Source organism: Bifidobacterium vespertilionis (assembly GCF_008698145.1).
Taxonomy (GTDB): Bacteria; Actinomycetota; Actinomycetes; order Actinomycetales; family Bifidobacteriaceae; genus Bifidobacterium; species Bifidobacterium vespertilionis.
The window spans coordinates 229665-254519 of sequence record NZ_RZNZ01000002.1 but is presented as its reverse complement, the minus strand read 5'-3'; the positions used below and the strand labels follow the sequence as shown (position 1 = coordinate 254519).

The 24855-nt window shown below is 63.7% G+C and carries 20 protein-coding genes, 1 tRNA gene and 1 pseudogene; 7 read left to right on the top strand and 15 right to left on the bottom strand.

Annotation, left to right across the window (positions count from 1 at the left end; genetic code table 11):
* Positions 1-5 precede the first annotated feature (5 nt).
* Positions 6-383 carry a type II toxin-antitoxin system HicB family antitoxin gene (locus tag EMO90_RS02400; RefSeq protein ID WP_223849667.1) on the bottom strand — a complete coding sequence of 126 codons (378 nt, stop codon included), beginning with the start codon at positions 381-383 and terminating at the stop codon, positions 6-8.
* Positions 384-638: 255 nt separating this feature from the next.
* On the opposite strand from EMO90_RS02400, the gene EMO90_RS02395 reads away from it, so the two are divergent.
* Positions 639-1025 carry a hypothetical protein gene (locus EMO90_RS02395; protein WP_150353306.1) on the top strand — a complete coding sequence of 129 codons (387 nt, stop codon included), beginning with the start codon at positions 639-641 and terminating at the stop codon, positions 1023-1025.
* 57 nt (positions 1026-1082) lie between these two features.
* Here EMO90_RS02395 and EMO90_RS02390 read toward each other — a convergent pair whose 3' ends face one another.
* The 12 genes from EMO90_RS02390 to rpsL form a co-directional block, all read right to left on the bottom strand.
* Positions 1083-1883 carry a MazG family protein gene (locus EMO90_RS02390; protein WP_190971926.1) on the bottom strand — a complete coding sequence of 267 codons (801 nt, stop codon included), beginning with the start codon at positions 1881-1883 and terminating at the stop codon, positions 1083-1085.
* A 48-nt stretch (positions 1884-1931) separates the two neighbouring features.
* Positions 1932-4451, bottom strand: a complete 2520-nt coding sequence (locus tag EMO90_RS02385) for an excinuclease ABC subunit UvrA (protein WP_150353308.1) — start codon at positions 4449-4451, stop codon at positions 1932-1934.
* Between the two features lie 74 nt (positions 4452-4525).
* Positions 4526-5566 carry a zinc-dependent alcohol dehydrogenase family protein gene (locus EMO90_RS02380; protein ID WP_150353309.1) on the bottom strand — a complete coding sequence of 347 codons (1041 nt, stop codon included), beginning with the start codon at positions 5564-5566 and terminating at the stop codon, positions 4526-4528.
* A 124-nt stretch (positions 5567-5690) separates the two neighbouring features.
* Entirely contained in the window at positions 5691-7499 is a 1809-nt protein-coding gene (locus tag EMO90_RS02375) for a 1-deoxy-D-xylulose-5-phosphate synthase (protein WP_223849668.1), read from the bottom strand.
* 300 nt (positions 7500-7799) lie between these two features.
* Positions 7800-8213, bottom strand: coding sequence for a GntR family transcriptional regulator (locus EMO90_RS02370; RefSeq protein WP_223849669.1), 414 nt, complete (start codon positions 8211-8213; stop codon positions 7800-7802).
* Entirely contained in the window at positions 8210-9241 is a 1032-nt protein-coding gene (locus EMO90_RS02365; RefSeq protein WP_150353310.1) for a hypothetical protein, read from the bottom strand. Before EMO90_RS02365 ends, EMO90_RS02370 begins: the two co-directional genes overlap by 4 nt.
* On the bottom strand, positions 9241-9573 hold the full coding sequence (locus tag EMO90_RS02360; protein ID WP_150353311.1) for a hypothetical protein: 333 nt from the start codon (positions 9571-9573) through the stop codon (positions 9241-9243). Before EMO90_RS02360 ends, EMO90_RS02365 begins: the two co-directional genes overlap by 1 nt.
* Before the next feature lie 209 nt (positions 9574-9782).
* Positions 9783-10892, bottom strand: a complete 1110-nt coding sequence (locus EMO90_RS02355) for a DUF2974 domain-containing protein (RefSeq protein ID WP_150353312.1) — start codon at positions 10890-10892, stop codon at positions 9783-9785.
* A 146-nt stretch (positions 10893-11038) separates the two neighbouring features.
* On the bottom strand, positions 11039-12238 hold the full coding sequence (gene tuf, locus EMO90_RS02350) for an elongation factor Tu (protein WP_150353313.1): 1200 nt from the start codon (positions 12236-12238) through the stop codon (positions 11039-11041).
* Positions 12239-12412: 174 nt separating this feature from the next.
* Positions 12413-14539: an elongation factor G gene (fusA, locus tag EMO90_RS02345; RefSeq protein ID WP_150353314.1), complete on the bottom strand. Its 2127-nt coding sequence runs from the start codon at positions 14537-14539 to the stop codon at positions 12413-12415.
* A 30-nt stretch (positions 14540-14569) separates the two neighbouring features.
* On the bottom strand, positions 14570-15040 hold the full coding sequence (gene rpsG / locus EMO90_RS02340) for a 30S ribosomal protein S7 (protein WP_150353315.1): 471 nt from the start codon (positions 15038-15040) through the stop codon (positions 14570-14572).
* 6 nt (positions 15041-15046) lie between these two features.
* Entirely contained in the window at positions 15047-15418 is a 372-nt protein-coding gene (gene rpsL, locus EMO90_RS02335) for a 30S ribosomal protein S12 (protein ID WP_093960336.1), read from the bottom strand.
* A 678-nt stretch (positions 15419-16096) separates the two neighbouring features.
* On the opposite strand from rpsL, the gene EMO90_RS02330 reads away from it, so the two are divergent.
* The 3 genes and pseudogenes from EMO90_RS02330 (at position 16097) to EMO90_RS02320 (ending at position 20229) form a co-directional block, all read left to right on the top strand.
* Positions 16097-18004, top strand: coding sequence for a bifunctional ADP-dependent NAD(P)H-hydrate dehydratase/NAD(P)H-hydrate epimerase (locus EMO90_RS02330; protein WP_150353327.1), 1908 nt, complete (start codon positions 16097-16099; stop codon positions 18002-18004).
* 81 nt (positions 18005-18085) lie between these two features.
* Positions 18086-18970 carry a YwiC-like family protein gene (locus EMO90_RS02325; RefSeq protein WP_190971927.1) on the top strand — a complete coding sequence of 295 codons (885 nt, stop codon included), beginning with the start codon at positions 18086-18088 and terminating at the stop codon, positions 18968-18970.
* Between the two features lie 151 nt (positions 18971-19121).
* A pseudogene (locus tag EMO90_RS02320) lies at positions 19122-20229 on the top strand (IS30 family transposase).
* A 181-nt stretch (positions 20230-20410) separates the two neighbouring features.
* Here EMO90_RS02320 and EMO90_RS02315 read toward each other — a convergent pair.
* Positions 20411-20878, bottom strand: a complete 468-nt coding sequence (locus tag EMO90_RS02315; protein WP_150353839.1) for an NUDIX domain-containing protein — start codon at positions 20876-20878, stop codon at positions 20411-20413.
* Positions 20879-20998: 120 nt separating this feature from the next.
* Positions 20999-21074, bottom strand: a tRNA-His gene (locus tag EMO90_RS02310).
* Between the two features lie 108 nt (positions 21075-21182).
* Between EMO90_RS02310 and EMO90_RS02305 the strand changes: the two genes are divergently transcribed.
* The 3 genes from EMO90_RS02305 (at position 21183) to EMO90_RS02295 (ending at position 24846) form a co-directional block, all read left to right on the top strand.
* Positions 21183-22226 carry a glycosyltransferase family 2 protein gene (locus tag EMO90_RS02305; protein WP_190971980.1) on the top strand — a complete coding sequence of 348 codons (1044 nt, stop codon included), beginning with the start codon at positions 21183-21185 and terminating at the stop codon, positions 22224-22226.
* A gap of 129 nt (positions 22227-22355) precedes the next feature.
* Entirely contained in the window at positions 22356-23381 is a 1026-nt protein-coding gene (locus EMO90_RS02300; protein WP_150353841.1) for a threonine aldolase family protein, read from the top strand.
* An 82-nt stretch (positions 23382-23463) separates the two neighbouring features.
* Positions 23464-24846, top strand: coding sequence for an MATE family efflux transporter (locus EMO90_RS02295; RefSeq protein WP_150353842.1), 1383 nt, complete (start codon positions 23464-23466; stop codon positions 24844-24846).
* The last annotated feature ends 9 nt before the right edge of the window (positions 24847-24855 follow it).

The following is a 24855-nucleotide window of genomic DNA, read 5'->3' as shown; positions in this document are numbered from 1 at the left end:
CGCCCTTACATCAGACGGGACTGGACCAAGCGGTTGATCGACACCCCTTGCTCCGCGGCCTCGATGGCCAGACGTCTGTGCATCTCCGGCGGGATGCGGACCATGAAACGGCCGGAATACTGCCGGTCCTCGTACGGCACAGGCACATCCTCGCCCTTCGCCCTCATGGCGGCAAGCCGCTCCGCGACCTGCATATGCAGCCCCATCAGCGCCTCAGCCGACGATTCGGACACCTCGATCAGATCCGGAAGCTCCGCCACCGTGCACACAAAGCCCTTCCGGGATTCCGACCACAGGATGCGGTACACATAGCGGTCCTCGACCGGGCGCGTAGGCATCGGGTGGCGGGGCGCATGGGCCCTCCCCGCCGCTTTGCTTCCCACACCGGCCTCCCCTGCGCCGGCATCAACACCGCTAACCGGGGATTCACTCGGATCCTCCGCCATGGCATGCCCTCCAATCTCGCGATCCGTTCAACGCGTCCCCATATTAGACGATTTCCCGCCGGGGACAGCTCCGGCCGCCGCCCTCATTGCGACACGCCAACATTTCAAAAATCGAACATCTGTACTATATTTATAGATATCAATATTGATACCAACCCAATCCAAACACCAAATCACCGAAAGGATCACACCATGTTCGTCATTCAGTCCACCATCGCCTTCGCCGATCCCGAACCCGACTTCGAACCGCTGCCGTCCCCCATGCTGCTTGGCAACCCGGCTTTGGAGCAATCGTTGTCGATGCGGTTGGCGCCCATGGAAACCGCCTATCCGTTCCCGGCACAGCCATCCGCCATCGATTCGCACCCCGTCATGCCCATGCCATGCCCCGCAATGCCATATGATGCTTACGCGGATCAGGAGGACAGCATTCCCCTTGCATATCTTTTGGGATCGCTTGCCTCGCGCCAATATGAACCGAACTGCTTCGAAGCCCGGCAACCTGATGCGGACTGCCAGTGTCCGTATTGCGTACGGCATCGCCCCTCGGTGGGATTCCTCTACAACGGGGAGGAATAGGGAACTGCCATGCCCCGAATGGCGCCTTTGCCATTCAGGGTATGATCGGCCGCAATGCTAGGCCGTCTCACCAGTCTTGATCGTCCGCTCGCATGCGGCGACGGCAGCTTCGGCTGTCCGTAGACGATTCCTCAAGGCCGCCTCAATATCCACCCCGTCGGCCTGCGCACAACGGATGATATCGAGGATCTGATCCGCATAGGCATCCGGCGTATGCTCACCGCCCTTCGATTCCGAGCCATGGATCGAATCGAAGACGGCGAACAGCCGCTCCGCGTTCGGGGATTTTGCGATGCGAGATGCCACCTTGGCGGCCCGGGGCAAGGCGCCCTGCGCATGGGAGATGCCGTCGAGCACGGACTGCCGGTGCTTCTCGCGCTGCTTCATCCGCTCCCACAGGGCCAACACGGCTTCGGGGGATTCCTCTTCATCGGCTTCCGCACGCGCTTCGCGATCCGACGCGAACACATGCGGATGGCGCGTGATGAGCTTGTCCACCAGACGATCCGCCACTTCACCGATGTCAAACGGATCATCGGGATCGGACTCGCACACCCTTGCCTGGAATACGGACTGCAACAGCACATCGCCGAGTTCCTCACGCATGTTGGCTCTGTCCCCCGTCTCCACCGCGTCCACATACTCGTATGTTTCCTCAAGGAGGTTCTTCAGCAATGAACGGTTCGTCTGCTTGCCATCCCAAGGGCATCCGCCCGGTGAATACAGGATGTCCACGACCGCCCTGACCCGGTCCAGCGCCGTGGGCGCGTTGAGCACCGGATCCAGTTTCGAGCACTGCTCGAAGCCTTCCGGCAGCCTGTATCCGCGATTCATGTTTCCCTCGGTTTCCTCCGTCATGACATCTCCTTTCCACTGGACAGCATCAACCATACGCGGCAATCCTCTTCATCGGACTTCGGGTCCCGCCGCACCGAGATACCGGCCGGTGATGCTGTCCGGGTTTGAAGCGATGTCGTCGGGAGTGCCTGTGGCGACGATGCGACCGCCGGCCTCACCGCCACCGGGTCCCATATCGATGACGTAATCGGCATTGGCGATCACGTCAAGATCATGCTCGATGACGACGACGGTCGCGCCGTTGGCCACCAGACGGTCGAACACGCCAAGCAGCACCCGCACATCCAGCGGGTGCAGTCCGATGGTCGGCTCGTCGAACACGAATACGGCATCCGACTGCGCACGTCCCATCTCGCTGGCAAGTTTCAACCGCTGGGCCTCGCCTCCGGAGAGCGCCGGCGTTGGTTCGCCAAGCGTCAGGTATCCAAGACCCAAATCGTGCAATACGGCAAGCCGCCCACGCACTTTCCGCAGGTCGGCCAACGCGTCCAGCGCCTCGTCGACGCTCATCGCCATAAGCTGAGGCAGGGTCAGCATGCGGCCGTCCTTCGAACGTCGACGAATGGAGTCGGCCGCAGAGGCATACCGGGATCCATGGCAGTCGGGGCATTCGATGTCCACGTCGGGCAGGAACTGCACATCCAGCGAAATCGAACCGGTCCCATCGCATGTCGGGCAGCGCAGGCGCCCGGTGTTGTAGGAGAAGTCGCCGGCCTTCCAACCGGCGGAGGCGGCCTCCTCGCATCGGGCGAACGCCCGGCGCAGGTCATCGTGCACGCCGGCATAGGTGGCCACGGTGGAACGCACATTCGCGCCGATCGGCGTGGCATCGATGAGGTTCGCCCGTGCAATGCCATCAGCTTCAACGGTGCGCACATGGGCGGGAAGGACCGATCCTTCGGCATTCGCGCGCAATGCCGGGATCAGCGATTCCAGCACCATCGTGGTCTTGCCCGATCCGGATACGCCGGTCACCGCCACGAGACGGCCACGCGGGATGCGCACGGACAGGGGCTTGACGGTGTGCAACGGGCCCGTGTCCATGCGAATCGTCCCACGCTCGAACATGCGCTGGGGTTCGCAGATCGATCGGACCCGTTCGGGGCCGCTTTCGCACAGGAACGGCGCGATGCGGCTGTCCGGAGACGCAGCCACATTGCCCACCGTCCCCTGTGCGATCACATGCCCGCCTCCGGCACCGGCCACCGGTCCCATCTCGATCAGATGGTCTGCGGCCTTGAGCACGCGCACATCATGGTCGACCACCACCACGGAATTGCCGTCATCCACCAGATCGCGCATCACGCCGAGCAGACCGTCCACGTTCGAAGGGTGCAGGCCGATGGATGGCTCGTCGAGCACATACATGACGCCGGTGGTGCGGTTGCGCACGGCGCGGGCCAGCTGCACGCGCTGACGTTCGCCGGTCGATAGCGTGGACCCCGCGCGGTCAAGGGACAGGTAGCCGAGACCGAGCTCCGTCAGACGCTTGGCCACATCGAGGAACGATTCGCCGATGTTCCGGGCCATCGGACGCATCGGCGGATCCAACGTCTCAGGCACGCCCCTCACCCATTCCACGGCATCGGACAAGGTCATCGCGGTCGCCTCGGCCAAATTGATGCCGCGCACCTGCGGCTCTCGGGCCTTGGCACTCAGCCGGGTGCCGCCGCAGTCCTTGCACGGCTTCTCCTCAAGAAAGCGCGCGACGCGTTTCAGCCCCTTCTCATCCTTGGCTTTGGCGAGTGCGTTCTCCACAGTGTAGACGGCGTTGTAGTAGGTGAAGTCGAGTTCGGCGAAGTCATCGCCCTTCTTCGGACGGTACAGGATGTGCTTCTTCACCGCCGGACCGTTGAACACGATGTTCCGCTCCTCGGGCGTGAGGTCCCGGAACGGAACGTTCGTGCGCACGCCCATGGCGCCGCACACCTGCTTCATCAGGTCCCACATGAGCGAACCCCACGGCAGGACTGCGCCGTCATCGATCGATTTCGACTCGTCGGGCACCAGCGCCGCGCGGTTCACCTCGCGTACCACGCCCGTGCCGGAGCATGAGGGGCAGGCGCCTGCGGAATTGAAGGCCAAGGACTCGGCTCCAGGACCATGAAATGTGGCACCGCAACGAACGCATGTGATGGGCAGTTCCGCGGCGACATTCAGTGTCGGCGCATTGCGAGTGCCGCAATGCGGGCACACGTGGGAGCCGACGCGGGAAAACAGAAGACGCAGGCTGTTGAGCAGCTCGCTCATCGTGCCGAACGTGGAGCGGATGCCCGGCACGGCGGGGCGCTGGTGCAACGCAAGCGCCGCCGGCACATGCAGCACGTCGTCCACCTGCGCGCGGCCGGCCTGTGTGAGCCGTCGACGCGTGTAGGTGGACAGCGCCTCAAGATACCGGCGCGAACCCTCCGCATACAGCACGCCCAAAGCGAGCGAACTTTTACCCGAGCCGGAGACGCCGGCGATGCCGACCAGCCGGTTCAGCGGCACATTCACGCTGATGTTTTTGAGATTGTGCACGCGCGCGCCGCGCACCTCGATTGCCTGGGGACCATGTTCGACCGTCATGCGGCCCATTGTAGAACCGGCTGCATAACCGGCCCGGACGGAACCGGTATGACGGTCGTCACGGGTTAAGGCCGTCAGAAGCGGATGAGCGACTTGATGACCTTGCGCTGGTCCATGGCGTCGTAGGCGTCCTGAATGTGATCGAGGTCGTACTCGGCCGTGAACACGCGACCGGGGTTGATCTCATGGTTCAGCACCGCGTCAAGCAGACCATTGAGGTCATAATGGCGCACGGGGGCCGGACCGCCCTTGATGCCAAGGTTGCGGTAGAAGGAGCCTTCGGCGCTGATCGTCACGTCATGCGGCAGACCGACGCGGCCGATCACGGCACCGGCGCGGACGAGACCGACGGCCGTGTCGAAGGACTGCTTGGAGCCAACGCATTCAAGCACGGCATCGGCGCCATAGCCGCCGGTCATGCCAAGCACCTTGTCGATCGCGGCCTGGTCGCGCTCGGCCACCACATCGGTGGCCCCGAACTCGCGGGCAAGGGCAGCACGGTCCTCGTGGCGGCTCATGGCGATGATGCGCTCCGCACCGAGCATCTTGGCACCGATCACGCCGCACAAGCCCACGGCGCCATCGCCCATCACCACCGCGGTGTCGCCGGGCTTGACCTCGGCGGACACGGCGGCGTGATAGCCGGTGGACATCACATCGGAAATGGTCAGCAGAGAGGCCAGTGTGGCATCGTCATAGTCCTCGGGAGAACCGGGCACCTTGACCAATGTGCCGTCGGCTTCGGGCACACGCGCGTATTCCGCTTGGTTGGCACCGAAGTATCCGCCGTGCGGGCAGCAGGATTCAAAGCCGGCCTTGCACACCGGGCAGGTGCCGCAGCTGTACGGGAACGGGACAACCACGAAGTCGCCAACCTTGAAGTCGGCCACAGCGGAGCCGACCTCCTCGATCACGCCGATGCCCTCATGACCGATCTGGCTGTGGACGGCGTGCTCGCTCAGGCCGCGGAAGTACCACAGGTCGGAGCCGCACACGCAGGTGCGCACCATGCGGATCATCGCATCGGTCGGCTGCTCCACGCGCGCCTTGGGCACTTCCTCGACTTCCATGCGTCCGGGGCCCATGAACATCGCAGCCTTCATCATGTCGCTCATATCGTTCTCCTTACATCCGAGCAACGGGTTCCAACACCCACAACCGTATGAAGTTCGAGCGCTCGAAGTCAAACACGGCGATGATGCACCGCCGACGCACATGCGACGCCACGCACCTGCCGAGTCAGCCCAGCATACGCCGAATGTCCGCCACGATCGCCGGCACGGTTATACCATTATCGGCCAGCAGCCGGTCGGGATCATACCGGTCGGGGAAGGACTTGGCGATACCGTAGGTCTTCACACGCATGGCGGTCGGCCCGTAATATGCGGCGATCTTCCCGCCGAAGCCGCCTTCGAGCTGTCCGTCCTCCAGCGTCACAGTCACACGGTGATCGGCCTGCAGGCCATCGAGCAGGTCACGATCCAAACCGGTGATGAACTTCGGGTTGATGAGCGTCGCCTTCACGCCCAGTTCGGCGTCCAAGACGCCAACCACCCGCTCGCCCAGTCCGTAGAAGTCGCCGAGGCCAATCACCGCAGCATCATGGCCACGCCGCGTGATCTCATACCGATCAAGCTGCCCATAGTCGGTCGTATCCGGTTTGCCCCGCGAGACAACCCCGCCATATACGGGCACGCGGATCGCTACCGGATGCTCCCGTTGGGTCACGGCCCAGCCAAGCATGGCGAAGTACTCCTCCTTGCAGGTGGGCGCAAGGTACACAAGGTTGGGGATGTTGCCCATCATGGCGATGTCGTAGAAGCCCAGATGCGTCACGTCGTTCATGCCATACACGCTGGCGTCGAAGCTCAGCAGCACGGCCGGATTGCCGTTGACGCACAGGTCCTGGATGAGCTGATCGTAGGCGCGCTGCACAAACGTGCTGCAGAATCCGTAGATCGGGATGCCTCCGCCGCGCGCGATGCCGGAGGCCATGGCCACGGCCTGCTCCTCGGCGATGCCAACGTCCACGAACTGCTTGCCGGCCTTGCGGCGAAGCTCCGGGGTGAAGCCCATGACGGTGGGCGTGCCGGACGTGATGGCCACCACGCGCGGGTCCTCGCGCATGCGGTCCAGCAGCCAAGCGCCGGTCAGATCCTCGTAGCTGTCGCACCCATCGGAGTCCGTATCCGTCGCGGGCCGCGTGGACGCACCGGTTTTCGGATCGAAATGCCCGTTCCAGTGCCAAGATTCCTTGTCGGCCACAGCCGGCGCGAATCCACGGCCCTTCTGGGTGTGGACATGCACCACGACCGGATGGTCAATGTCCTTGACGGCTCCAAGCGCCTCGATCAGCGCAACCGCATCGTTGCCCCGCTCCACATAGCGGTAATCGAAGCCAAGCGCTCGGAAGATATTGTTGCGTGACAATCCCCCGCTTTCGCGCAGCTCGCGCAGATGGCCGTACAGGCCGCCGTGATTCTCCGCGATGGACATCTCATTGTCATTGACGATGGCGATGAAGTTCGTGCCCATCTCGCCCACGACGTCGAAGCCCTCAAACGCCTCGCCGCCGGATAACGACCCGTCGCCGATCACCGCGACCACATTGTAGGTTCCACCTGTCAGGTCACGCGCCTTGGCAAGGCCGGATGCAAGCGACATGGACGTGGACGTGTGGCCCATGTTGAACCAGTCGTGTTCGCTTTCGTTCGGATTCGTGTAGCCGGAGTCCTCGTCCCATTTCGCCGGATCGGTGAACGCCTCACGTCGTCCGGTGAGGATCTTGTGCGTGTAGCTCTGATGGCTCACGTCGAACACGAAACGGTCGCGCGGCGAATCGAACACATAATGCATCGCGATCTCAAGCTCCACGGTGCCGAGGTTCGGCCCCACATGCCCGCCATGCGCACCGAGTTTGGTCAGTATGACAGCGCGGATCTCCGCCGCCAATTCGGGCAGTCGGCTGATCGGCAGTTTCTTGAGATCTGCAGGTGAATCAATATGGTCGAGCAGCATGGTCACTTCCTTGGTTTCTATGATCGGCATGCGGATACTGGCATGCGAAGACACTGGCATCATAGGAACCTCAAGCGGCTCGAAGTCAAATCCCGCGCATGACGGAACCGCAACACAGTTTCTTCCCATACGGTTTTCCAGGATTCTTTCCAACCTGCGGCCCCGAAATCGCAGATTGGAAAGAATCCACATGTACGGGGCGAACAACGTATTCCAATGTGCAGATCATTTCCAGTCCACGAGCGAAGGGCCGCAGGTTGGAAATGATCTGCATGGCGAGTGGCAACAAGCGGCGGGCGGCCGACTGGCAGACGACCGGGTTGCGCGTCGTCACCATTTGGCGCGCAGCGCATTCACCGCCTCATCGAAACTCACGTCCAGCCTGCGCGCTTCCCGGACAAACGATTCGGCGGCGGCCAGCAGTGGATCCGGCAGCCTGTCGACTCGCCGCACGCGTGCCGCGCGCCCCAGACCGGTGTCGATCAGCCCCTGTTCGGCCAATTCCGCATAGGCCTTGGCCACAGTGCCGGGCGCGATGCGCAGGTCTCCGGCCAGCTGTCGCACCGAAGGCAGTTTGTCGCCGCCCTGCAGGGCACCCGTACGGATGGCGGCCTCGATCTGCCCGCGAATCTGCTCGTACACCGGCATGGGATCGTCATCACGAACCACGACCCGCAGCTCGCCGGCATCTCCAAGCAGCGGCGGTACCCCGGCCGTCGTCGTCTGCTCCTCGCGCCCGGTCATCGCGCGACCGCCTTCCACGGCGCATGTCCCGCAGGCGCGACCGCATGCGTCCCGCCCCACAGCTTCACCACAGCGAACACGGCCATGGCAAGATATACAAGTGCGAGCACACCCAGCAGTCCTCCGGTCACCATCTGCAGCGCACCCAAAGTGGGATACACATCGTCCGCATAGGAGGGCGGCAACGTATCGAAATTGGTGCCGACCAGACGGGTCGCATTGCCTGCGAAATACAGCACGCCGGCGGCATAGGCCAGCATCGATCCGGTGGACAGAAACACAACGAACCTGCTCATCGCCGAACGCCACAGTCGATCGGACTCCCCATCGCATTCACCAGGCGCTGCCGGGGTGTGTGAGATACGCCTCAGCGCGACGCAGACGAGCACGATCAGCAGCACGGTGATTCCGATCAACGGCAATGCGTAGTACACGCCCGGAAACGGACCGGACTCGCCGCCCACCACACCGCCGTAGGAGTTCTCCTCCGTCAATCTGATCGACCGTCCGGCCCCATCGCCATCAGTGGTTCCCATGCATGCGGTGATGGTCAGATACCCGATCAGCAACACGGCCACCACAATCGGCTGGATGAGCACATACCAGCGGGTGTAGGTCCATGGTTCACGAGTCCGCAACGAGGCGACGCGCACGCCTCCGGTTTTCCGGGAATCATTCTCCACGGCGCGATCGCCATATGGCAGCGCGGCCAGCCCCGCGACAATGCAGGATGCCACGCCGGGCAACAGAGCCAAATTGAGACCATACCGCAGCATGCCTCCACTCACCGAGGCGATCACTGCGACCGCCACAACACCGCACACGCATATGAGAATCCTGCGGCGAGCGATGGCTATCGCGGCGGCGGTGCCCTGCGCATCGGACGTTCCGACACGAGCCGGCTTGAATTCCAATGCCCGATTCATGGCCACAAGCGCAACGACGACCACGATCATCACGATCGCGCTCAAACCGATCAGGGCAAGCCACGCCACCAACGCGTCCATCAGCGACATCAGCCCCAGCATCAGGCACCCCGCTTCCCGGATCGTGATGCGAGCGCCCCGCACACCACTTGGGCGACGAACAGCAACACCACAACGATGATGAACGGCGATTCATACATGGCGTAGAAATCGGCCATGTCGATCTGCGCGACCGGGGCGGCACCCACGTACACAATGACGGCAAACACGCCGGATAAGGCTGAAAGCGCCAAAGCGGGTGCGACAGCACCCACGGCAACTCCTCCTGGGCGACGGCGCAACCTCGCCAGCGCCGCAACGCTCACGACGGAAACCACGACATAGAACAACACCGCCCACGTTGGCAGCATATCGATGGACAGCAGATCATCCATGACCACTCCTTATTTTCGCGAAATTCCACGGACCTGCAGCAGATCCTAGAACTGTATCATTCTTATGACACAGTTCAAGTGTACCACAAGAATGACACAGTTTGCGAGAGCGGCGTTGTGCTGGACAAGGCAACCTTCCGACAGGAAAAATCAGGGAATCGGGTAACCGAATAACCGAGAGTCCGGAGCCGAAGTCCCCTTCCAGTCCGCTACTCCCCCGCCCGTTCCACAGGTCCGGGCTTCACGGCCGAGGAAATCAGCCCGCCCACAATGGCGACCATGGCATCGCGCTCATCGGATGCCACGTTTCGAGTGGCGAGGATCATGGCGGGCAAGGACTGCGTCCAGTGTGCGGTCAGTTCGCCGAACGTCCGGTATCCGCCCGACTCAAGGATCGCGAACAGGTTCTCGATGAACAGGCGGCGACGCTCATCGTCGTATTTGTCCATCCAGTCGTTGATGACGCCGGAGGCATACTGCGCGCTGGCATTGAGACCATCCGCACGTACGAACACGCCGTCCTTCACCTGCCAGTTCAGCCCGAAATGCTGCATGATGCTCACGCCGGCGCTTTTCACCACGGTAAACCGGTCGGCGGCACTGGCGTCGCCGCGTTCGAACAGCATGCCGACGATCGAAGCCTCGGGCACGGTTTTGTGTATTTTGCTCGCAATGCGTGCAAATCCGGTCCCCTCAAGAAACGACGGGTCGAAACCGGGCCCATCATGCGAATACACGGCTTCAATGCGCTCCTGCACATCGGCGGGAGCTTCGGCTGCGGCATAGATGGCAAGATTGCCGCCCTTGGAATGTCCTCCCACAAGAATCATCCCATGCCAACGAGCCGCCACCTCGCGCAGATAGCGAGCGGCGGCCTCCTGCGAGGCGATCGGACGACGGAAGGCCATCATGAAGTCCTCCTTCCATCCCATGATCGACCCGTCGGTTCCACGAAAGGCGATATAGAGCCGGCCGTCGCCCAGATCGAATGTGCAGGCGGAGAACTGCATGGCCTCATCGGCATCGTATTCGTCCACATAGCCGCCGATGCGAATATGACGCCACCGTGGACTCTCGGACATGGCCCGGATAAGCTCCACGTTCATCTGCGGTGACCAGATTGATCCGAATATCGCGTCATACGCTTCGGCGCGCAGCAGCGTGTGGAGCGGCACCATATTGGCGGACGGATGACGTGGCACATCCTGCGGCATCCGCGCATAAGCGAGTTGGGACAGCGCCAGACTGTCGACTTCATTGAACGGACGGTCGGCGAACACGGCGAAATCGTTACGGATGTCATCTGTGATATTGCCCATAGCCTCATGATACGCGTCTCACAACACGCGCGTACGGCATGCACAAGCCATCGCAAATACGAAAAATCCCCTTGGGTGTTAAACCCAAGGGGATTTTCTAGGTCGCTAGTTCAGATCAAGCGCACCTGATCACTGTCTGATGAAAATCAGGCGAGGATCTTGGTGACTCGACCGGAGCCGACGGTGTGGCCACCCTCACGCACAGCGAAGGTCAGGCCCTCCTCCATAGCGATGGGCTGGATCAGCTCAACGGTGAAGGTAGCGTGATCGCCAGGCTGAACCATCTCGACGCCTTCCGGCAGCTCGATGACGCCGGTGACGTCGGTGGTGCGGAAGTAGAACTGCGGACGGTAGTTGGAGAAGAACGGCGAGTGACGGCCACCCTCGTCCTTGGTCAGGACGTAGACCTCACCCTCGAACTTGGTGTGCGGGGTCACGGAGCCCGGAGCAGCCACAACCTGGCCACGCTCAACGTCGGTACGGTTGATACCACGGAGCAGCAGACCGGTGTTGTCGCCAGCCTCGCAGGAGTCCATCGTCTTGTGGAAGGTCTCGATGGAGGTGACGGTGGTGTTCTGGGTCGGACGGATGCCGACGATCTCGACCGGGGAGTTGACGGCCAGCTGGCCACGCTCCACACGGCCGGTGACGACGGTACCACGGCCGGAGATGGTGAACACGTCCTCGATCGGCATCAGGAACGGCTTGGCGAGATCGTGGACCGGGGTCGGGATGTACTCGTCGACGGCGTCCATGAGCTTCTTGATCTGCTCAACCCAGTGCTCGTGATCCGGAGCGTCATCGTGCAGAGCGCCGTAGGCGGACACGCGGATGACCGGGCAGTCACGATCGAAGCCGTTCTCGTCGAGGAGGTCACGGACCTCTTCCTCAACGAGCTCGATGAGCTCCTCATCGTCGACCATGTCGCACTTGTTCAGGGCAACCAGGATCTTCGGGACGCCCACCTGACGGGCGAGCAGCACGTGCTCGCGGGTCTGAGCCATCGGGCCATCGGTGGCGGCCACAACGAGGATGGCGCCATCCATCTGAGCGGCACCGGTGATCATGTTCTTCACGAAGTCGGCGTGGCCCGGGCAGTCCACGTGAGCGTAGTGACGCTTCGCGGTCTGGTACTCGATGTGGGAGATGTTGATGGTAATACCGCGGGCGGCCTCTTCCGGAGCGGAATCGATCTGGTTGAAATCGTACTCGGTGTTCAGATCCGGGTACTCTTCGTACAGCACCTTGGAGATGGCAGCGGTCAGGGTCGTCTTGCCGTGATCGACGTGGCCGATGGTACCAATGTTAACGTGCGGCTTAGTACGCTCGTACTTTTCCTTTGCCATATGTGTAGTCCTCCTGGACTCTCGTAGTTTGCCGGGCGCTTAGCAGTGCGCCAGACGTTCGCTACTGATTTACTGGGTTTCTGGGTTTGTGCCACAGACGAGCCCTGAACCCAGTCAACGCTAATCTATATTAGCGTTGACTGGGGACAGACGCCACTACCGTGGCAACGCGTGTCACTCGCCGCGCTGGGCCTTGATGATCTCGTCGGAGACGCTCTTCGGGACCTCGGCGTAGGAGTCCATCTGCATGGTGAACATGGCGCGGCCCTGGGTCTTGGAACGCAGATCGCCGATGTAGCCGAACATCTCGGACAGCGGGACCTTGGCGTCGATGACCTTGACGCCGGTGGCGTCGGTCATGGACTGGATGTTGCCACGACGCTGGTTCAGATCGCCGATGACGTCGCCCATGTACTCCTCAGGAGTACGGACCTCCACGGCCATGATCGGCTCGAGGATGACCGGCTTGGCCTTCGGTGCAGCCTCCTTGAACGCCATGGAACCGGCGATCTTGAAGGCCATTTCGGAGGAGTCGACCGGGTGCATCTGGCCGTCGTACACGGTGGCCTTGACGCCCACGACCGGGAAGCCGGCGAGCACGCCGGACTCCATGGCCTCCTTGACACCGGCCTCGATGGGTCCGATGAACTCGGCGGAGATGTGGCCGCCGGTGACCTCGTTGACGAACTCGAAGGTCTCGCCGGCCTCGGTGTCGAGCGGCTCGAAGTTCATGAACACCTTGGCGAACTGGCCGGAACCACCGGTCTGCTTCTTGTGGGTGTAGACCTCGTTCATGACGGCCTTGCGGATCGTCTCGCGGTACGCGACCTGCGGCTTGCCCACGTTGCACTCGACCTTGAACTCGCGACGCATACGGTCGACGATGATGTCGAGCTGGAGCTCGCCCATGCCGGCGATCAGGGTCTGGCCGGACTCCTCGTCGGAGGTGACCTGGAAGGTCGGATCCTCGTCAGAGAGCTTGGCAAGGGCCACGGCCATCTTCTCCTGGTCGGCCTTGGTCTTCGGCTCAACGGCCACCTGGATCACCGGATCCGGGAAGGTCATGGACTCGAGGGAGATCGGGGCGTTCTCGGCGCACAGCGTCTCACCGGTGGACACGTTCTTCATGCCCACGAAGGTGTAGATGTTGCCGGCCTCGGCGGCGTCCACCGGGTTCTCCTTGTCGGCGTGCATCTGGAAGATCTTGCCGATGCGCTCCTTCTTGCCCTTGGTGGAGTCGAGCACGGTGTCGCCGGGCTTGACGGAACCGGAGTAGACGCGCACGAACACGAGCTTGCCGTAGAACGGGTGCGTGGAGATCTTGAAGACCAGGGCCGCGAACGGATCGTCGACGGTCGGGTGGCGGTCGATCTCAACGGACTCGTCGCCGGGCTTGTAGCCCTTGATGGCCGGAACGTCCTCGGGGCTCGGCAGGTAGTCGATGACGCCGTCGAGCATGGGCTGAACGCCCTTGTCCTTGAACGCGGAGCCGCAGAAGACCGGGAAGGCGCGCTTCTCGATGGTCAGCTGGCGGATGCCGGCGCGGACCTCTTCCTTGGACAGATCGCCTTCCTCGAAGAACTTGTTCATCAGTTCGTCGTTGGCCTCGGCCGCGGCCTCCACGAGCTTCTCGTGGTACTCCTGGGCCTTGTCCTTGTACTCGTCCGGAATCGGGTCCATGTTGTAGTGGGCACCCAGCTCGTCGCCGGTGTTCCAGTCATAGGCCTTCATCTCGACCAGGTCGATGACGCCGGTGAAGTCGTTCTCGGCGCCTATCGGCAGCTGCATGACGATCGGGTTGGCGCCCAGCTTCTCCTTGATGGTGTCCACCGAGTAGTAGAAGTTCGCGCCCAGCTTGTCCATCTTGTTGATGAAGCAGATGCGCGGCACGCCGTACTTGTCGGCCTGACGCCACACGGTCTCGGACTGCGGCTCCACGCCCTCCTTGCCATCGAACACGGCGACGGCGCCATCGAGCACGCGCAGTGAGCGCTCCACCTCGGCCGTGAAGTCCACGTGACCGGGGGTGTCGATGATGTTGAGCTGGAACTTCTGCTCCGGATCATGGGTCTGGCGGTTCCAGAAGCAGGTGGTGGCGGCGGACTGAATGGTGATGCCGCGCTCCTGCTCCTGAGCCATGAAGTCCATGGTGGCAGCGCCATCGTGGACCTCACCGATCTTGTAGCTCTTACCGGTGTAGTACAGAATACGCTCGGTGGTGGTGGTCTTACCGGCGTCGATGTGCGCCATGATGCCGATGTTGCGGATCTGATGCAGATCAGAAAGCACGTCAAGTGCCATGAGTTTTCCTTAGCTCTCGAACTTAGGCGATTACCAGCGGTAATGCGCGAAGGCCTTGTTGGCCTCTGCCATCTTATGAGTATCCTCGCGACGCTTGACAGAAGCGCCCAGACCGTTGGAGGCGTCCAGGATCTCGTTGGCCAGACGCTCGGCCATGGTCTTCTCGCGACGGGCGCGGGAGAAGTCCGTCAGCCAGCGCAGGGACAGCGTGTTGGCGCGGCCCGGCTTGACCTCGACCGGCACCTGGTAGGTGGCGCCGCCGACTCGGCGGGAACGGACCTCGAGGGACGGGCGGATGTTGTCCAGGGCGCGCTTGAGGACGGCCACCGGCTCCTGCTCGCTCTTCTCCTTGACGATGTCAAGAGCGGAGTAGACGATGTCCTCGGCGATGGACTTCTTGCCGTCCAGGAGGATCTTGTTGATCAGCTGCGCGACGACGGTGGAACCGTAGATCGGATCGGGCAGCAGGATGTGCTTCTTGGAGGGTCCTTTACGAGACATAATCTATTACTTCGCCTTCTTTGCTCCGTACAGGGAACGACCCTGCTTGCGGTCCTTGACGCCCTGGGTATCGAGCGCGCCACGCACGATGTGGTAGCGCACACCCGGCAGATCCTTCACACGGCCGCCGCGCACGAGCACGATGGAGTGCTCCTGCAGGTTGTGGCCCTCGCCCGGGATGTAAGCGGTGACTTCGATACCGGAGGAAAGGCGCACACGGGCGACCTTACGCAGAGCCGAGTTCGGCTTCTTCGGGGTGGTGGTGTAGACACGGGTGCACACGCCGCGGCGCAGCGGGCTGCCCTTCAGGGCCAAAGTCTTCGACTTCTTCGGCTTCGGCTGACGTCCCTTGCGGACGAGCTGTTCAATAGTAGGCAACTTGAATTCTCCGATTCAATGGTTCTTCTTATTCGTGAGGCCGCGTCGCTGCGCCCGCACTCCCCCGAACCCGCGGACGCACGCGCCCGCAATCGGAAAAGACAGCCCAGCCCACCGGCCCGATGGCCCTCTCGCCTCTCGCCGCCGCATTGCTGCGCGCGATCCAAATGGCTCGAAGGATATCCCAGCCCACACGCCTGTCACATAAGGCATGCCGCTGGCACACACAAGAGATCAGTATACCACACCCTTGGACAACAAACGGCCCGGAGGAGACCATGTCACTCCGGGCCGCCGTCAAGATCATAAGCGAATGAGTTTGAGCGAGGCCTAAACCGCTGCCTCAACTCAGTTATTAGTGTACCCGATTGGACCATCCCCAAGCCAATCGACGGCGTGCCGCAATCCCAATGTTCCGTAGTGTTCATCCGGGATTCAAATATCACACGCAAGCGCACGGAATCGATCGCGATCGAACCTCCGCAAGGCCGGCGCGGCGCGGCCCCGCGAACGCGACACGCACGGTAGAGTGGGACGGGAAGATCCACAAGGAAAGGGGCGGAGACGATGGAGTCGCTATTCGACTACGACGATATTGAGGAGTTCGACCGGCTGGACGGCTTCGGCGCGGGAAGCGATGGCGGCTTCCCGTACGGCGACGGTCCCGAAGACGGCGACATGCCGGGCTACATATCCTTCCCCGCCAGCGCATGGCGCGCCGAGCAGGTGCGGGACATGGAGCACCCGCTGCTGGACCGGGGCGTGCCGCTGATGCGCATGGCGGCCGATGCGGCCGCGCACGTGGCCCGGACGATGCTGGAACGGCAGGACGACGCCCCCGCCATCACCGACACGCACATCCTGCTGTTGGCCGGGGCCGGGGACAATGGCGGCGACGGCCTGTTCGCCGCGGCGGAACTGGCCAAACTAGGCGCATCCGTGGCGTGCGCGGCGGTCGGCCGCTCCCTGCATAAGGAAGGTCTCGCCGCGCTCCGCGACGCCGGCGGCGCGGTGTTCGCGCTCGATCCCGAGGCCCGGATCCCCGACGTCGATCCGCCGGCCGACGAGGATGATGCAGACGATCTGCTCACCCATCTCATCAGCATGTACGAGGCCAGCGATCTGGTGCTGGACGCCATGACCGGCATCGGCGCGACCGGCGCCCTGCGCGGCACGGCGGCCAAGGTCGCCAAGGAGATCGCCGCCGATCGCGCACGCGCCCGGACCCCCGGCACCCCACTGGGCGAACAGGCCTCGCAGTATCCGCTCGTCCTGGCGATCGACGTCCCGTCCGGCGTGGGCGTGGACGACGGCACGCTGCCCGGCGTGTGCATCCCCGCCGACGTCACGGTGACGTTCGGCGCGCTCAAGCCCTGCGCGCTGCTGCCCCCCGCGTCCAATATGTTCGGCCAGATCGTGCTGGTGGATTTCGGTTTCGACGCATCGCACACGCCGGTCGCCGTGGAGGCCGCATCCGCCCATGGGGCGAGCGACCATGTCCGCCTGCCGCGCATCGGAGACGACAAGTACGCGCGCGGGGTGGTGGGACTCATCACCGGATCGGACGCCTATCCTGGCGCGGCCGTGCTCTCCACGTTCGCCGCGGCGCGCTCCGGTGTGGGCATGGTCCGCTATGTGGGCCCCGATCGGGCGCAGCGGATGGTGCTCGACCGCCTGCCCGAAGCGGTGCTCGGCGAAGGCCGGTGCCAGGCGTGGGTGGTCGGTTCCGGCGTGCCCGATGGCGACCATGCGCAGGAGGGCGATCCGCAGCGCGAAGCCATCCGCCAGCTGCTTGAGCCGTATGCGGTGGCCGAGGCGCACTGGCCTTCGCCGGAGACGCTGATGACGATCGGCCTGGACGATCTGCCCGACTCCATGGAGGATTGGCTCGCTCTGCTGGCCCCCACGTTCGACGACGGGCAGGAGACGCTCCCGCCGGTCGTGGTGGATGCCGGCGCGCTCGATCTGCTGCCCGACCGCGTGCCGCCGCAGGTGGTGATCACGCCTCACGCCGGCGAGCTCGCCCATCTGCTGCGCGTGCGCGGCGAGGCCGTGGACGCCGACGATGTGCGACGCGATCCGCTGACCTGGGCGCTGGCGGCATGGCGGATCACTGGTGCGACGGTCCTGCTCAAGGGCGCGATCACGGTGGTCGTGGGCAGCGACGGCCCGGACAAGCCGCGCGTGATGGTCAGCGGCAACGCCCCCGCATGGCTGGCCACGGCCGGATCGGGCGATGTGCTGGCCGGATCCATTGGCGCGCTGCTCGCCCAGAACGCGGCCGATGGCAAGCCGGTGACGCTCATGGCGACCGACATCGCCGCAGCCGGCGCGTACATCCACGGCCTGGCCGGGCAACTGGCATCCTCGTCCGTCCAATGCGCGCGGCCGGTGCCGATCATGTACGACGAGGATCCCGACACGCTCGCCGATCTCATGGCGCCGGCGTCGTCGCAAACCCACGGCGCCATGCCGTTCGGCGTGACCGGCAAACCCGTCGTCGCAAGCGATGTGGCCGCTCAGCTGCCCCACGCCTTCGCCCTGATCGGTTCCCTCGGCGCGCGCGCCACCGGCGACGGACAGTGAGCGCTGAACGGCGATTCCCCGTTCATTCCGCCCGGCATCCGCTCTGGCATGTCGGGCGGAATGCCCTTAGTCTTGATCGTCATGACTGACGAGAACACCACTTCCGGCGTGTCCGACGAGACCCCGCGCCGTGCTTCCCAAACGAAACCGCCACGACGGCCCAAATCGAAATTCTCCCGCATGTGGGTGCCGAATCAGCCGGGCGCATGGGTCATGGTGCTCACCCCGGCCCTTGCGGGGACGATCGCCGGCGGCGTGTCCTGGCGAAGCGTCTGGACCACCGTGGCTTGGCTGGCCTGCTACTGCGCGCAGTTCACCACCGCGCGCTGGATGGTTTCGCATGGCCAGCGTCGCTATATGGTCCCCGCGCTGTCCTATATGGCGGCGACCTGCGTGATCGGTCTGCCCCTGCTGGCGCTCACCCCGCAGCTGTTGTGGTGGGCGCCGTTCTACATCCTCGTGGCTGCTGCGTCGTTCGGACTCGCATGGATGCGTCGCGACCGCGGGCTGCTCAGCCAGACCGTCGCGGTCATCGCGGCCGGAGGCATCGGCGCCGTGACCACGGGACTGGGCACGCGGTATTTCCCGGACGGCATGTTCTCCCCCGCCGGCATGATGATCGGCGCTATCTTCGCGGTGTTCGAATTCGGCCAGTTGCTGTTCGTGCCCAGCATGGCCGTAGGACGGGCCGGACGCGGCAACCGCGCCGATCGTACCGACCGCGCTTCCGTTCCGCGCGGCTACTATGCGGCATCGGTCGCCGTGAGTGCGGCCATGGCGGTCGCCGGCTTCGCGCTTATTCCCGCATACGGCCCTGCGCTGGCCGTGGCCGCACTGATTCTGCTGGCCCGAGCCACGGTCCTGCCCGTCCTGTCCTCGCGCGGCGTGGTCCCGCCGCTGACCGCCGCCCCCTGCGAAGTCGTCACCAGCCTCGTGATGCTCATCGCCGTCGCCGTCAGCTTCTGAACGGACTCCCCCGCGACGACCGCCCTATGTCATCCTGAGCGAAGCCCGAAGGGCGGAGCCGAAGGATCCTTAACCCGGGTTCTAAATAGAAGCGCAACACCCGCTCTATGGTTGGAAGTGTTCAAGTTCAACCCAGGAAGGTGCTGCGCCCATGAAGAAAGTGTATTCCCACCTGTCGGCCGAGGAACGCGTTCGGATCGACGAACTGCGCAACAGGGACGGCCTTGGGGTCAACGAGATCGCCCGCAGGACCGGCCGCGACAAATCCACCATCAGCCGCGAGCTCAAACGCGGCCTCAAGGTTCGCGTCCAACGAGAACGACTCCTACCGTCCGTACCGGCCGAAACGCCTGAAGACGGGCGCATGGACCGCGCGCCCGTTCTACTCGGCCATGACCGCCCAGCGCAAGGCCGAGACACGCGCCCGCAGGTCGCGCAAGCCCCTGCGCATGGCGTACGACCCGCTGCTGTCGTGGGTGATGGACGCGCTGCGCAAGGGATGGACGCCGGAGCGGATCGAGGGACGGCTCAAGGTCCAGTTCCCGGACGACCCGCGCATGCGGATAAGCCACGAGTGCCTCTACCGGTGGATCTACGCCAAACCGCAGCAGACGCTGGATCTCAGGCAGTACCTGCCGCGCGGCAAGCGGCGCCGCACGCGCGCCAAGGGCCGCAGGTCGAAGGGGCCGAGGATCCCCATGCGCGTGCCGATCGCCGACCGGCCCAAACGCGTCGACTCGCGGCATGAGTTCGGCCATTTCGAGTCCGACACCGTCATCGGCACGGCCCCCTCGAAACGGTGCATCGACACGCAGGTCGAACGCAAGAGCCGCAAGCTGTTCGCCCGGTTCATCCCCGACAAGAGCGCGCTGGCGACCGCGCGCGCCGAATACGACATCTATAGCCGCATCCCCGCGCCCGCGCGCATCGACCGCACCTGGGACAACGGCACGGAGTCCTCCTGCCACCTGCTCGTGGACGAGGCGCTCGGCATGCCCGCCTACTATGCGGACCCGTACTCCTCGTACCAGCGCGGCACGAACGAGAACCGCAACGGCAGGATCCGCCGCTACCTGCCCAAGGGGACCAGCTTCGACGACCTGTCGGACGAGGACCTGCAGGCCATCGTCCAGGAGATCAACGACACCCCGTTGAAGGTCCTGAACTGGGAAACGCCCAACGAGGTTTGGTACCGCGAGCTCGGCAGGGTACTATTGCGGCAAGACCATCCAAAGACGGGTGTTGCACTTACAAATTGAATCCGGGTAACCTTCCTGCACTATGACTTTGTGCGAAAATGACGAAGGATCCTTCGACTCCGGTCTTCGGTGTCCGGCTGAGCCGGACCGTCGCCGCCTTGGCGGCGGCTCCCTTCGCCTACGGACAGCCCACCGGGCTGTCCGCTTCACGGCTCAGCGCTCAGGATGACGAAGACTCGCCTCAGGCGTCCTTCTCGGCGATGTCGGGGTCGACGGCGTCGAAGTGGCCCAGAGCCTCGAGCACGAGCGGCGAGGCATTGCGTGGGTTCATGGCGATCTTGGCCATGTAGCAGCAGCCATCGGTGTCGCTGGACGTGACCGACTCGTCGGCGGCGCCCACGACGGCGCGGGCGATCTCGAAGGTGTGCACCAGCGTGCGGGGATTCTGATCGTCATCGGTCCACTCGGTGGTGGCGCGGGAGATGAAGTAGTCGTTGCCCTCCACCAGATCGGCGCCGGTCTCCTCGCGGATCTCGCGGCGCAGCGTGTCCTCGCGGGTCTCGCCGGCTTGCTGACCTCCGCCGGGCAGATCGAACTTGCCCTTGTACGCGCCCTTGGTCTTCTTCACCACCAGCAGCTTGTTCGCGGTCGGGTCCTCGATGTACCCGTACACGCCGTGGTAATAGTCGACCTCTTTGCTCTCGCCCATCGGATGATCCTTTCTCGTGAATCCCCCACCATCATGTCACGTCCCGCGTTTCGACGCACCCCGGTGTCTTAACATATCGCAAATACAAAAAATCCCCGGGCCAAATGACCCGGGGATCCGTGGGGTGGATAACGCGGCTCGAACGCGCGACCTGCTGAACCACAATCAGCTGCTCTACCTGCTGAGCTATATCCACCATGTGTTGGCGTTTTTCGCAACAGGTGAATACTATACACGCTTTTTCCAGAGATCAAAATCCGGCGTGTCTCAGCGTGTCGCACACTCGTCGCGTATGGTGGAAACCATGAATACTGCCGCAAACACCACCTCGCATGAGCCCCATGGACCCTTGGTCAGCATCGTCATCCCCGTCTACGGAGTGGAGCGATATCTCGACGAGGCGGTCGCCGGTGTGGTGGGCCAGACCTACCGCAATCTGGAGATCATCCTCGTGGACGACGGCTCCAAGGACAACTGCCCGGCCATGTGCGACATGTGGGCTGCGAAGGACCGGCGCATCCGCGTCATCCACCAGGAGAACGCCGGCCTATCCGCCGCGCGCAACGCGGGTCTGGCCCATGCGACCGGCGACTGGATCTACTTCATGGATTCGGACGATGCGATCGAACCCGGGCTGGTGGAGTCGTGCTTGGCCGCCGCATACACGCACGACGCCGATCTGGTGATGTTCCGGTTCGACACGATCGACGGGATGGGCCGACCGATCAAATCGCAGTACCGGCAGAACGACTACGACGACGTGCAGGTGCTCACCCCGGAGGAGACCCTGCGCAAGCAGCTGCAGTTCGAAATCGAGGGCTACTTCTGGGCGTTCATGGCCAAGGCGGGCATCTACAAGGACCACGGCTTCTCCTTCCCCGTGGGCCGCAAGATCGAGGATCTGGCCCGCATCTGCAACGTGATCGGCGAATCGCATCAGGTGGTGCGCATCCCCGAGACCCTGTACCACTACCGCCTGCGCTCGGGTTCGATCATGCGCGGATGGAACACCGAGATGCTGGGCGACTGGCTCGAGGCGGCGCACGACCGCTCCACGTACATCAGCGATCGCCACCCCCAGCTCATCCCGTTCATGGCCCTGCAGACGCTGATGTTCCTCGGCAACATCGAACCGGAGATGATCCGCCAGAGCCTGATGTTCGGCCTCAAGCTCGACCCCGAATCGCAACGCCGCTACCGCGCCCGCATCAACGAGTTCCTGGACGAGCTGGGCGAATCGCAGAAGCTGCCGGAGCGCGTGCGTAAGACGATCGACATCATCCGCATCGGCATGGAGAGCCGCGAGAACCGGGAGAACAAAGGGGACAAGGACGGCAAGATTCTCTGAAATCCAAGACCTTCTGAAATGCCACATTGCGGGACCGTTGCCCAGAATGTGAAATCAACGCGGCGGCACGCCTATGATGGCGACGAACGCATGCGCACGTGGCGCGTGCACCAGATAAGGGAGAGGGACATGCTGTCGTTTGAGAACGATTATTCCGAGGGCGCGCATCCGGCGATTCTGGAGCGCATCGCGCGCGCGAACATGGACCAGTACCCGGGCTACGGCTCGGACGAGGTCTGCGAATCGGCCAAGGCGAGGATCCGCGAGGCCTGCCAGGACGAGGACGCCGAGATCTTCTTCCTCGTGGGCGGCACGCAGACCAACCAGGTGGTCATCGATTCCATGCTCTCCGAGGTGGAGGGCGTGGTGGCGGTGGAGACCGGCCATGTGAACGTGCACGAGGCCGGCGCGATCGAGGCCACCGGGCACAAGGTCCTCGCCCTGACCGCGCACGACGGCAAGATGGACGCCAGCGAGCTGGACGACTACTGCGCCGTCTTCATGGCCGACGGCAACCGCGACCACATGGTCTGGCCGGGCATGGTCTACATCTCCAACCCCACCGAATACGGCACGCTGTATTCCAAGGCCGAGCTCACGGCCCTGCACGATGTGTGCCGCAAGTACGGCATCCCGCTGTTCGTGGACGGCGCCCGACTGGGCTACGGTCTCACCGCGCGCGGCAACGATGTGACGCTGCCCGATCTGGCCCGGCTCGCCGACGTGTTCTACGTGGGCGGTACCAAGGTGGGCGCACTCATGGGCGAGGCGGTGGTGTTCACGCACCATAACATGCCCAAGCACTTCCTGACGATCGTCAAGCGCCACGGCGCGCTGCTGGCCAAGGGCTTCCTGCTGGGTCTGCAGTTCGACACGCTGTTCACCGACGGTCTGTACACGGCCATCGCGCGCAACGCCAACGAGCAGGCGGACCGCATCCGCGAAGCGCTCGTCGCCAGGGGCTACGAGATGCCGCTGGTCAACACCACCAACCAGATCTTCGTCACGCTGGACGACGACCGCTACCGCGAGCTCGGCGCCAAGGTGCGCCTGAGCTTCTGGGAGAAGCCCGACGCGGGGCACACCACCGTGCGCATCGCCACAAGCTGGGCCACCACGCCCGAGCACGTGGACCAGCTGATCGCGCTGCTGTAAACACGACACAAGCACGCGACACGATCGGAAAACGCCGGAAAATCTGACGGATGGGGACATTATTGCGCGCAATAATGTCCCCATGAGCAACAGCAACGACGCCTCCACCCGCGATCTGACCCAAGGCCGCCCGATCGTCCAGATCCTCCTCTTCTCCATACCCCTCGTGGCCGGCACCCTGTTCCAGCAGGTGTACAGCTTCGCCGACTCCGTGGTGGTCGGACGTCTCATCTCCGATGCCGCACTGGGCGCGGTGGGCACCACCTACTCGCTGAACTTCCTGACACTGGGCTTCGTGCAGGGCGCGTGCATCGGCTTCTCCATCCCCGCCTCGCAGGCGTTCGGGGCCAAGGACCACGCGGAATTCCGCCGATACGTCTACAACGGCGCATGGATGTGCGTGATCCTGAGCGTGGTGTTCACCATCACGTTCACGCTGCTCGCCCGGCCCATGCTCCAGCTCATCAGCACGCCGGACGACCTGATGGACATGGCCTGGCAGTACATCACGGTGATCTTCCTGGGCATCCCCTCGGCCGTGCTGTACAACCACTCGGCCGCCCTGCTGCGCGCGGTGGGCGATTCCCGGCATCCGTTCTATTTCCTGGTCATCTCCTGCGCGATCAACGTGTGCTTCGACGTCTTCTTCATCGTGGTGTGCCACATGGGCGTGGTCGGATCGGCCCTGGGCAACATCATCGGGCAGGTATTGAGCGCCGGGCTCAACTGCTGGTGGGCGTTCACGCGGATCCCGATCTTCCGGGAGTCCCTCTCCCCCGCCCTGCGCGCCGACATGCGCTGGTCCGGTCGCCATGTCCGCCGTCTCGCCGTGGTGGGCCTGCCGATGGGCTTCGAATACTCGGTCTCCGCGATCGGCGCGGTCCTGATGCAGAATTCGATCAACCTGCTCGGCACGGCGGCCGTGACCGCCCAGACCGCCGGCGAGAAGATCCGCCAGCTGTTCACCCTGCCCATGGAGAGCGTCGGCATGGCCATGGCCACCTACGCCGGGCAGAATCTGGGCGCCAAGCGGCTCGATCGCATCAAGCAGGGTCTGGTCTCCGGCACGGTCATCCAGGCCGTGTACTGCGTGGTCTGCTTCGTGGTCATCCGCCTGTTCAACCGCCCGCTGGTCGGTTCGGTGCTGGGCGATGCGGATCCGCGGATCACCGACGACGCGGCCCTGTACCTGACGCTCATCAGCTGTTTCTTCATCATCCACGGCACGCTGATGATCTTCCGCAACACGCTGCAGGGCATGGGCTACTCCACGCACGCGATCATCTCCGGCGTGGGCGAGCTGGCCGGCCGCGCACTCGGCGCATGGCTTGCGATCGTGGGCTACGGCTATCTGGCGATCTGCTATTCGAACCCGCTGGCGTGGGCGTTCGCGCTGGCTTACTGCATGGTGATGGTCACGGTGATGATCCGCCGCAAGATGCGCGAGTTCACGGCCCTGCACTGAGCCGATCCC

What these genes read in the sequence shown, in the direction of transcription:
- fusA (WP_150353314.1), bottom strand. Translation starts at nt 14,539, where the DNA reads ATGGCACTTGACGTGCTTTCTGATCTGCATCAGATCCGCAACATCGGC.
- EMO90_RS02390 (WP_190971926.1), bottom strand. Translation starts at nt 1,883, where the DNA reads ATGACGGAGGAAACCGAGGGAAACATGAATCGCGGATACAGGCTGCCG.
- EMO90_RS02375 (WP_223849668.1), bottom strand. Translation starts at nt 7,499, where the DNA reads ATGCCGATCATAGAAACCAAGGAAGTGACCATGCTGCTCGACCATATT.
- rpsG (WP_150353315.1), bottom strand. Translation starts at nt 15,040, where the DNA reads ATGTCTCGTAAAGGACCCTCCAAGAAGCACATCCTGCTGCCCGATCCG.
- EMO90_RS02380 (WP_150353309.1), bottom strand. Translation starts at nt 5,566, where the DNA reads ATGAGCGACATGATGAAGGCTGCGATGTTCATGGGCCCCGGACGCATG.
- EMO90_RS02305 (WP_190971980.1), top strand. Translation starts at nt 21,183, where the DNA reads ATGAATACTGCCGCAAACACCACCTCGCATGAGCCCCATGGACCCTTG.
- EMO90_RS02295 (WP_150353842.1), top strand. Translation starts at nt 23,464, where the DNA reads ATGAGCAACAGCAACGACGCCTCCACCCGCGATCTGACCCAAGGCCGC.
- EMO90_RS02325 (WP_190971927.1), top strand. Translation starts at nt 18,086, where the DNA reads ATGACTGACGAGAACACCACTTCCGGCGTGTCCGACGAGACCCCGCGC.
- EMO90_RS02355 (WP_150353312.1), bottom strand. Translation starts at nt 10,892, where the DNA reads ATGGGCAATATCACAGATGACATCCGTAACGATTTCGCCGTGTTCGCC.
- EMO90_RS02360 (WP_150353311.1), bottom strand. Translation starts at nt 9,573, where the DNA reads ATGGATGATCTGCTGTCCATCGATATGCTGCCAACGTGGGCGGTGTTG.
- EMO90_RS02300 (WP_150353841.1), top strand. Translation starts at nt 22,356, where the DNA reads ATGCTGTCGTTTGAGAACGATTATTCCGAGGGCGCGCATCCGGCGATT.
- EMO90_RS02365 (WP_150353310.1), bottom strand. Translation starts at nt 9,241, where the DNA reads ATGCTGGGGCTGATGTCGCTGATGGACGCGTTGGTGGCGTGGCTTGCC.
- tuf (WP_150353313.1), bottom strand. Translation starts at nt 12,238, where the DNA reads ATGGCAAAGGAAAAGTACGAGCGTACTAAGCCGCACGTTAACATTGGT.
- EMO90_RS02330 (WP_150353327.1), top strand. Translation starts at nt 16,097, where the DNA reads ATGCCGGGCTACATATCCTTCCCCGCCAGCGCATGGCGCGCCGAGCAG.
- EMO90_RS02370 (WP_223849669.1), bottom strand. Translation starts at nt 8,213, where the DNA reads ATGACCGGGCGCGAGGAGCAGACGACGACGGCCGGGGTACCGCCGCTG.
- EMO90_RS02385 (WP_150353308.1), bottom strand. Translation starts at nt 4,451, where the DNA reads ATGACGGTCGAACATGGTCCCCAGGCAATCGAGGTGCGCGGCGCGCGC.
- EMO90_RS02315 (WP_150353839.1), bottom strand. Translation starts at nt 20,878, where the DNA reads ATGGGCGAGAGCAAAGAGGTCGACTATTACCACGGCGTGTACGGGTAC.
- EMO90_RS02395 (WP_150353306.1), top strand. Translation starts at nt 639, where the DNA reads ATGTTCGTCATTCAGTCCACCATCGCCTTCGCCGATCCCGAACCCGAC.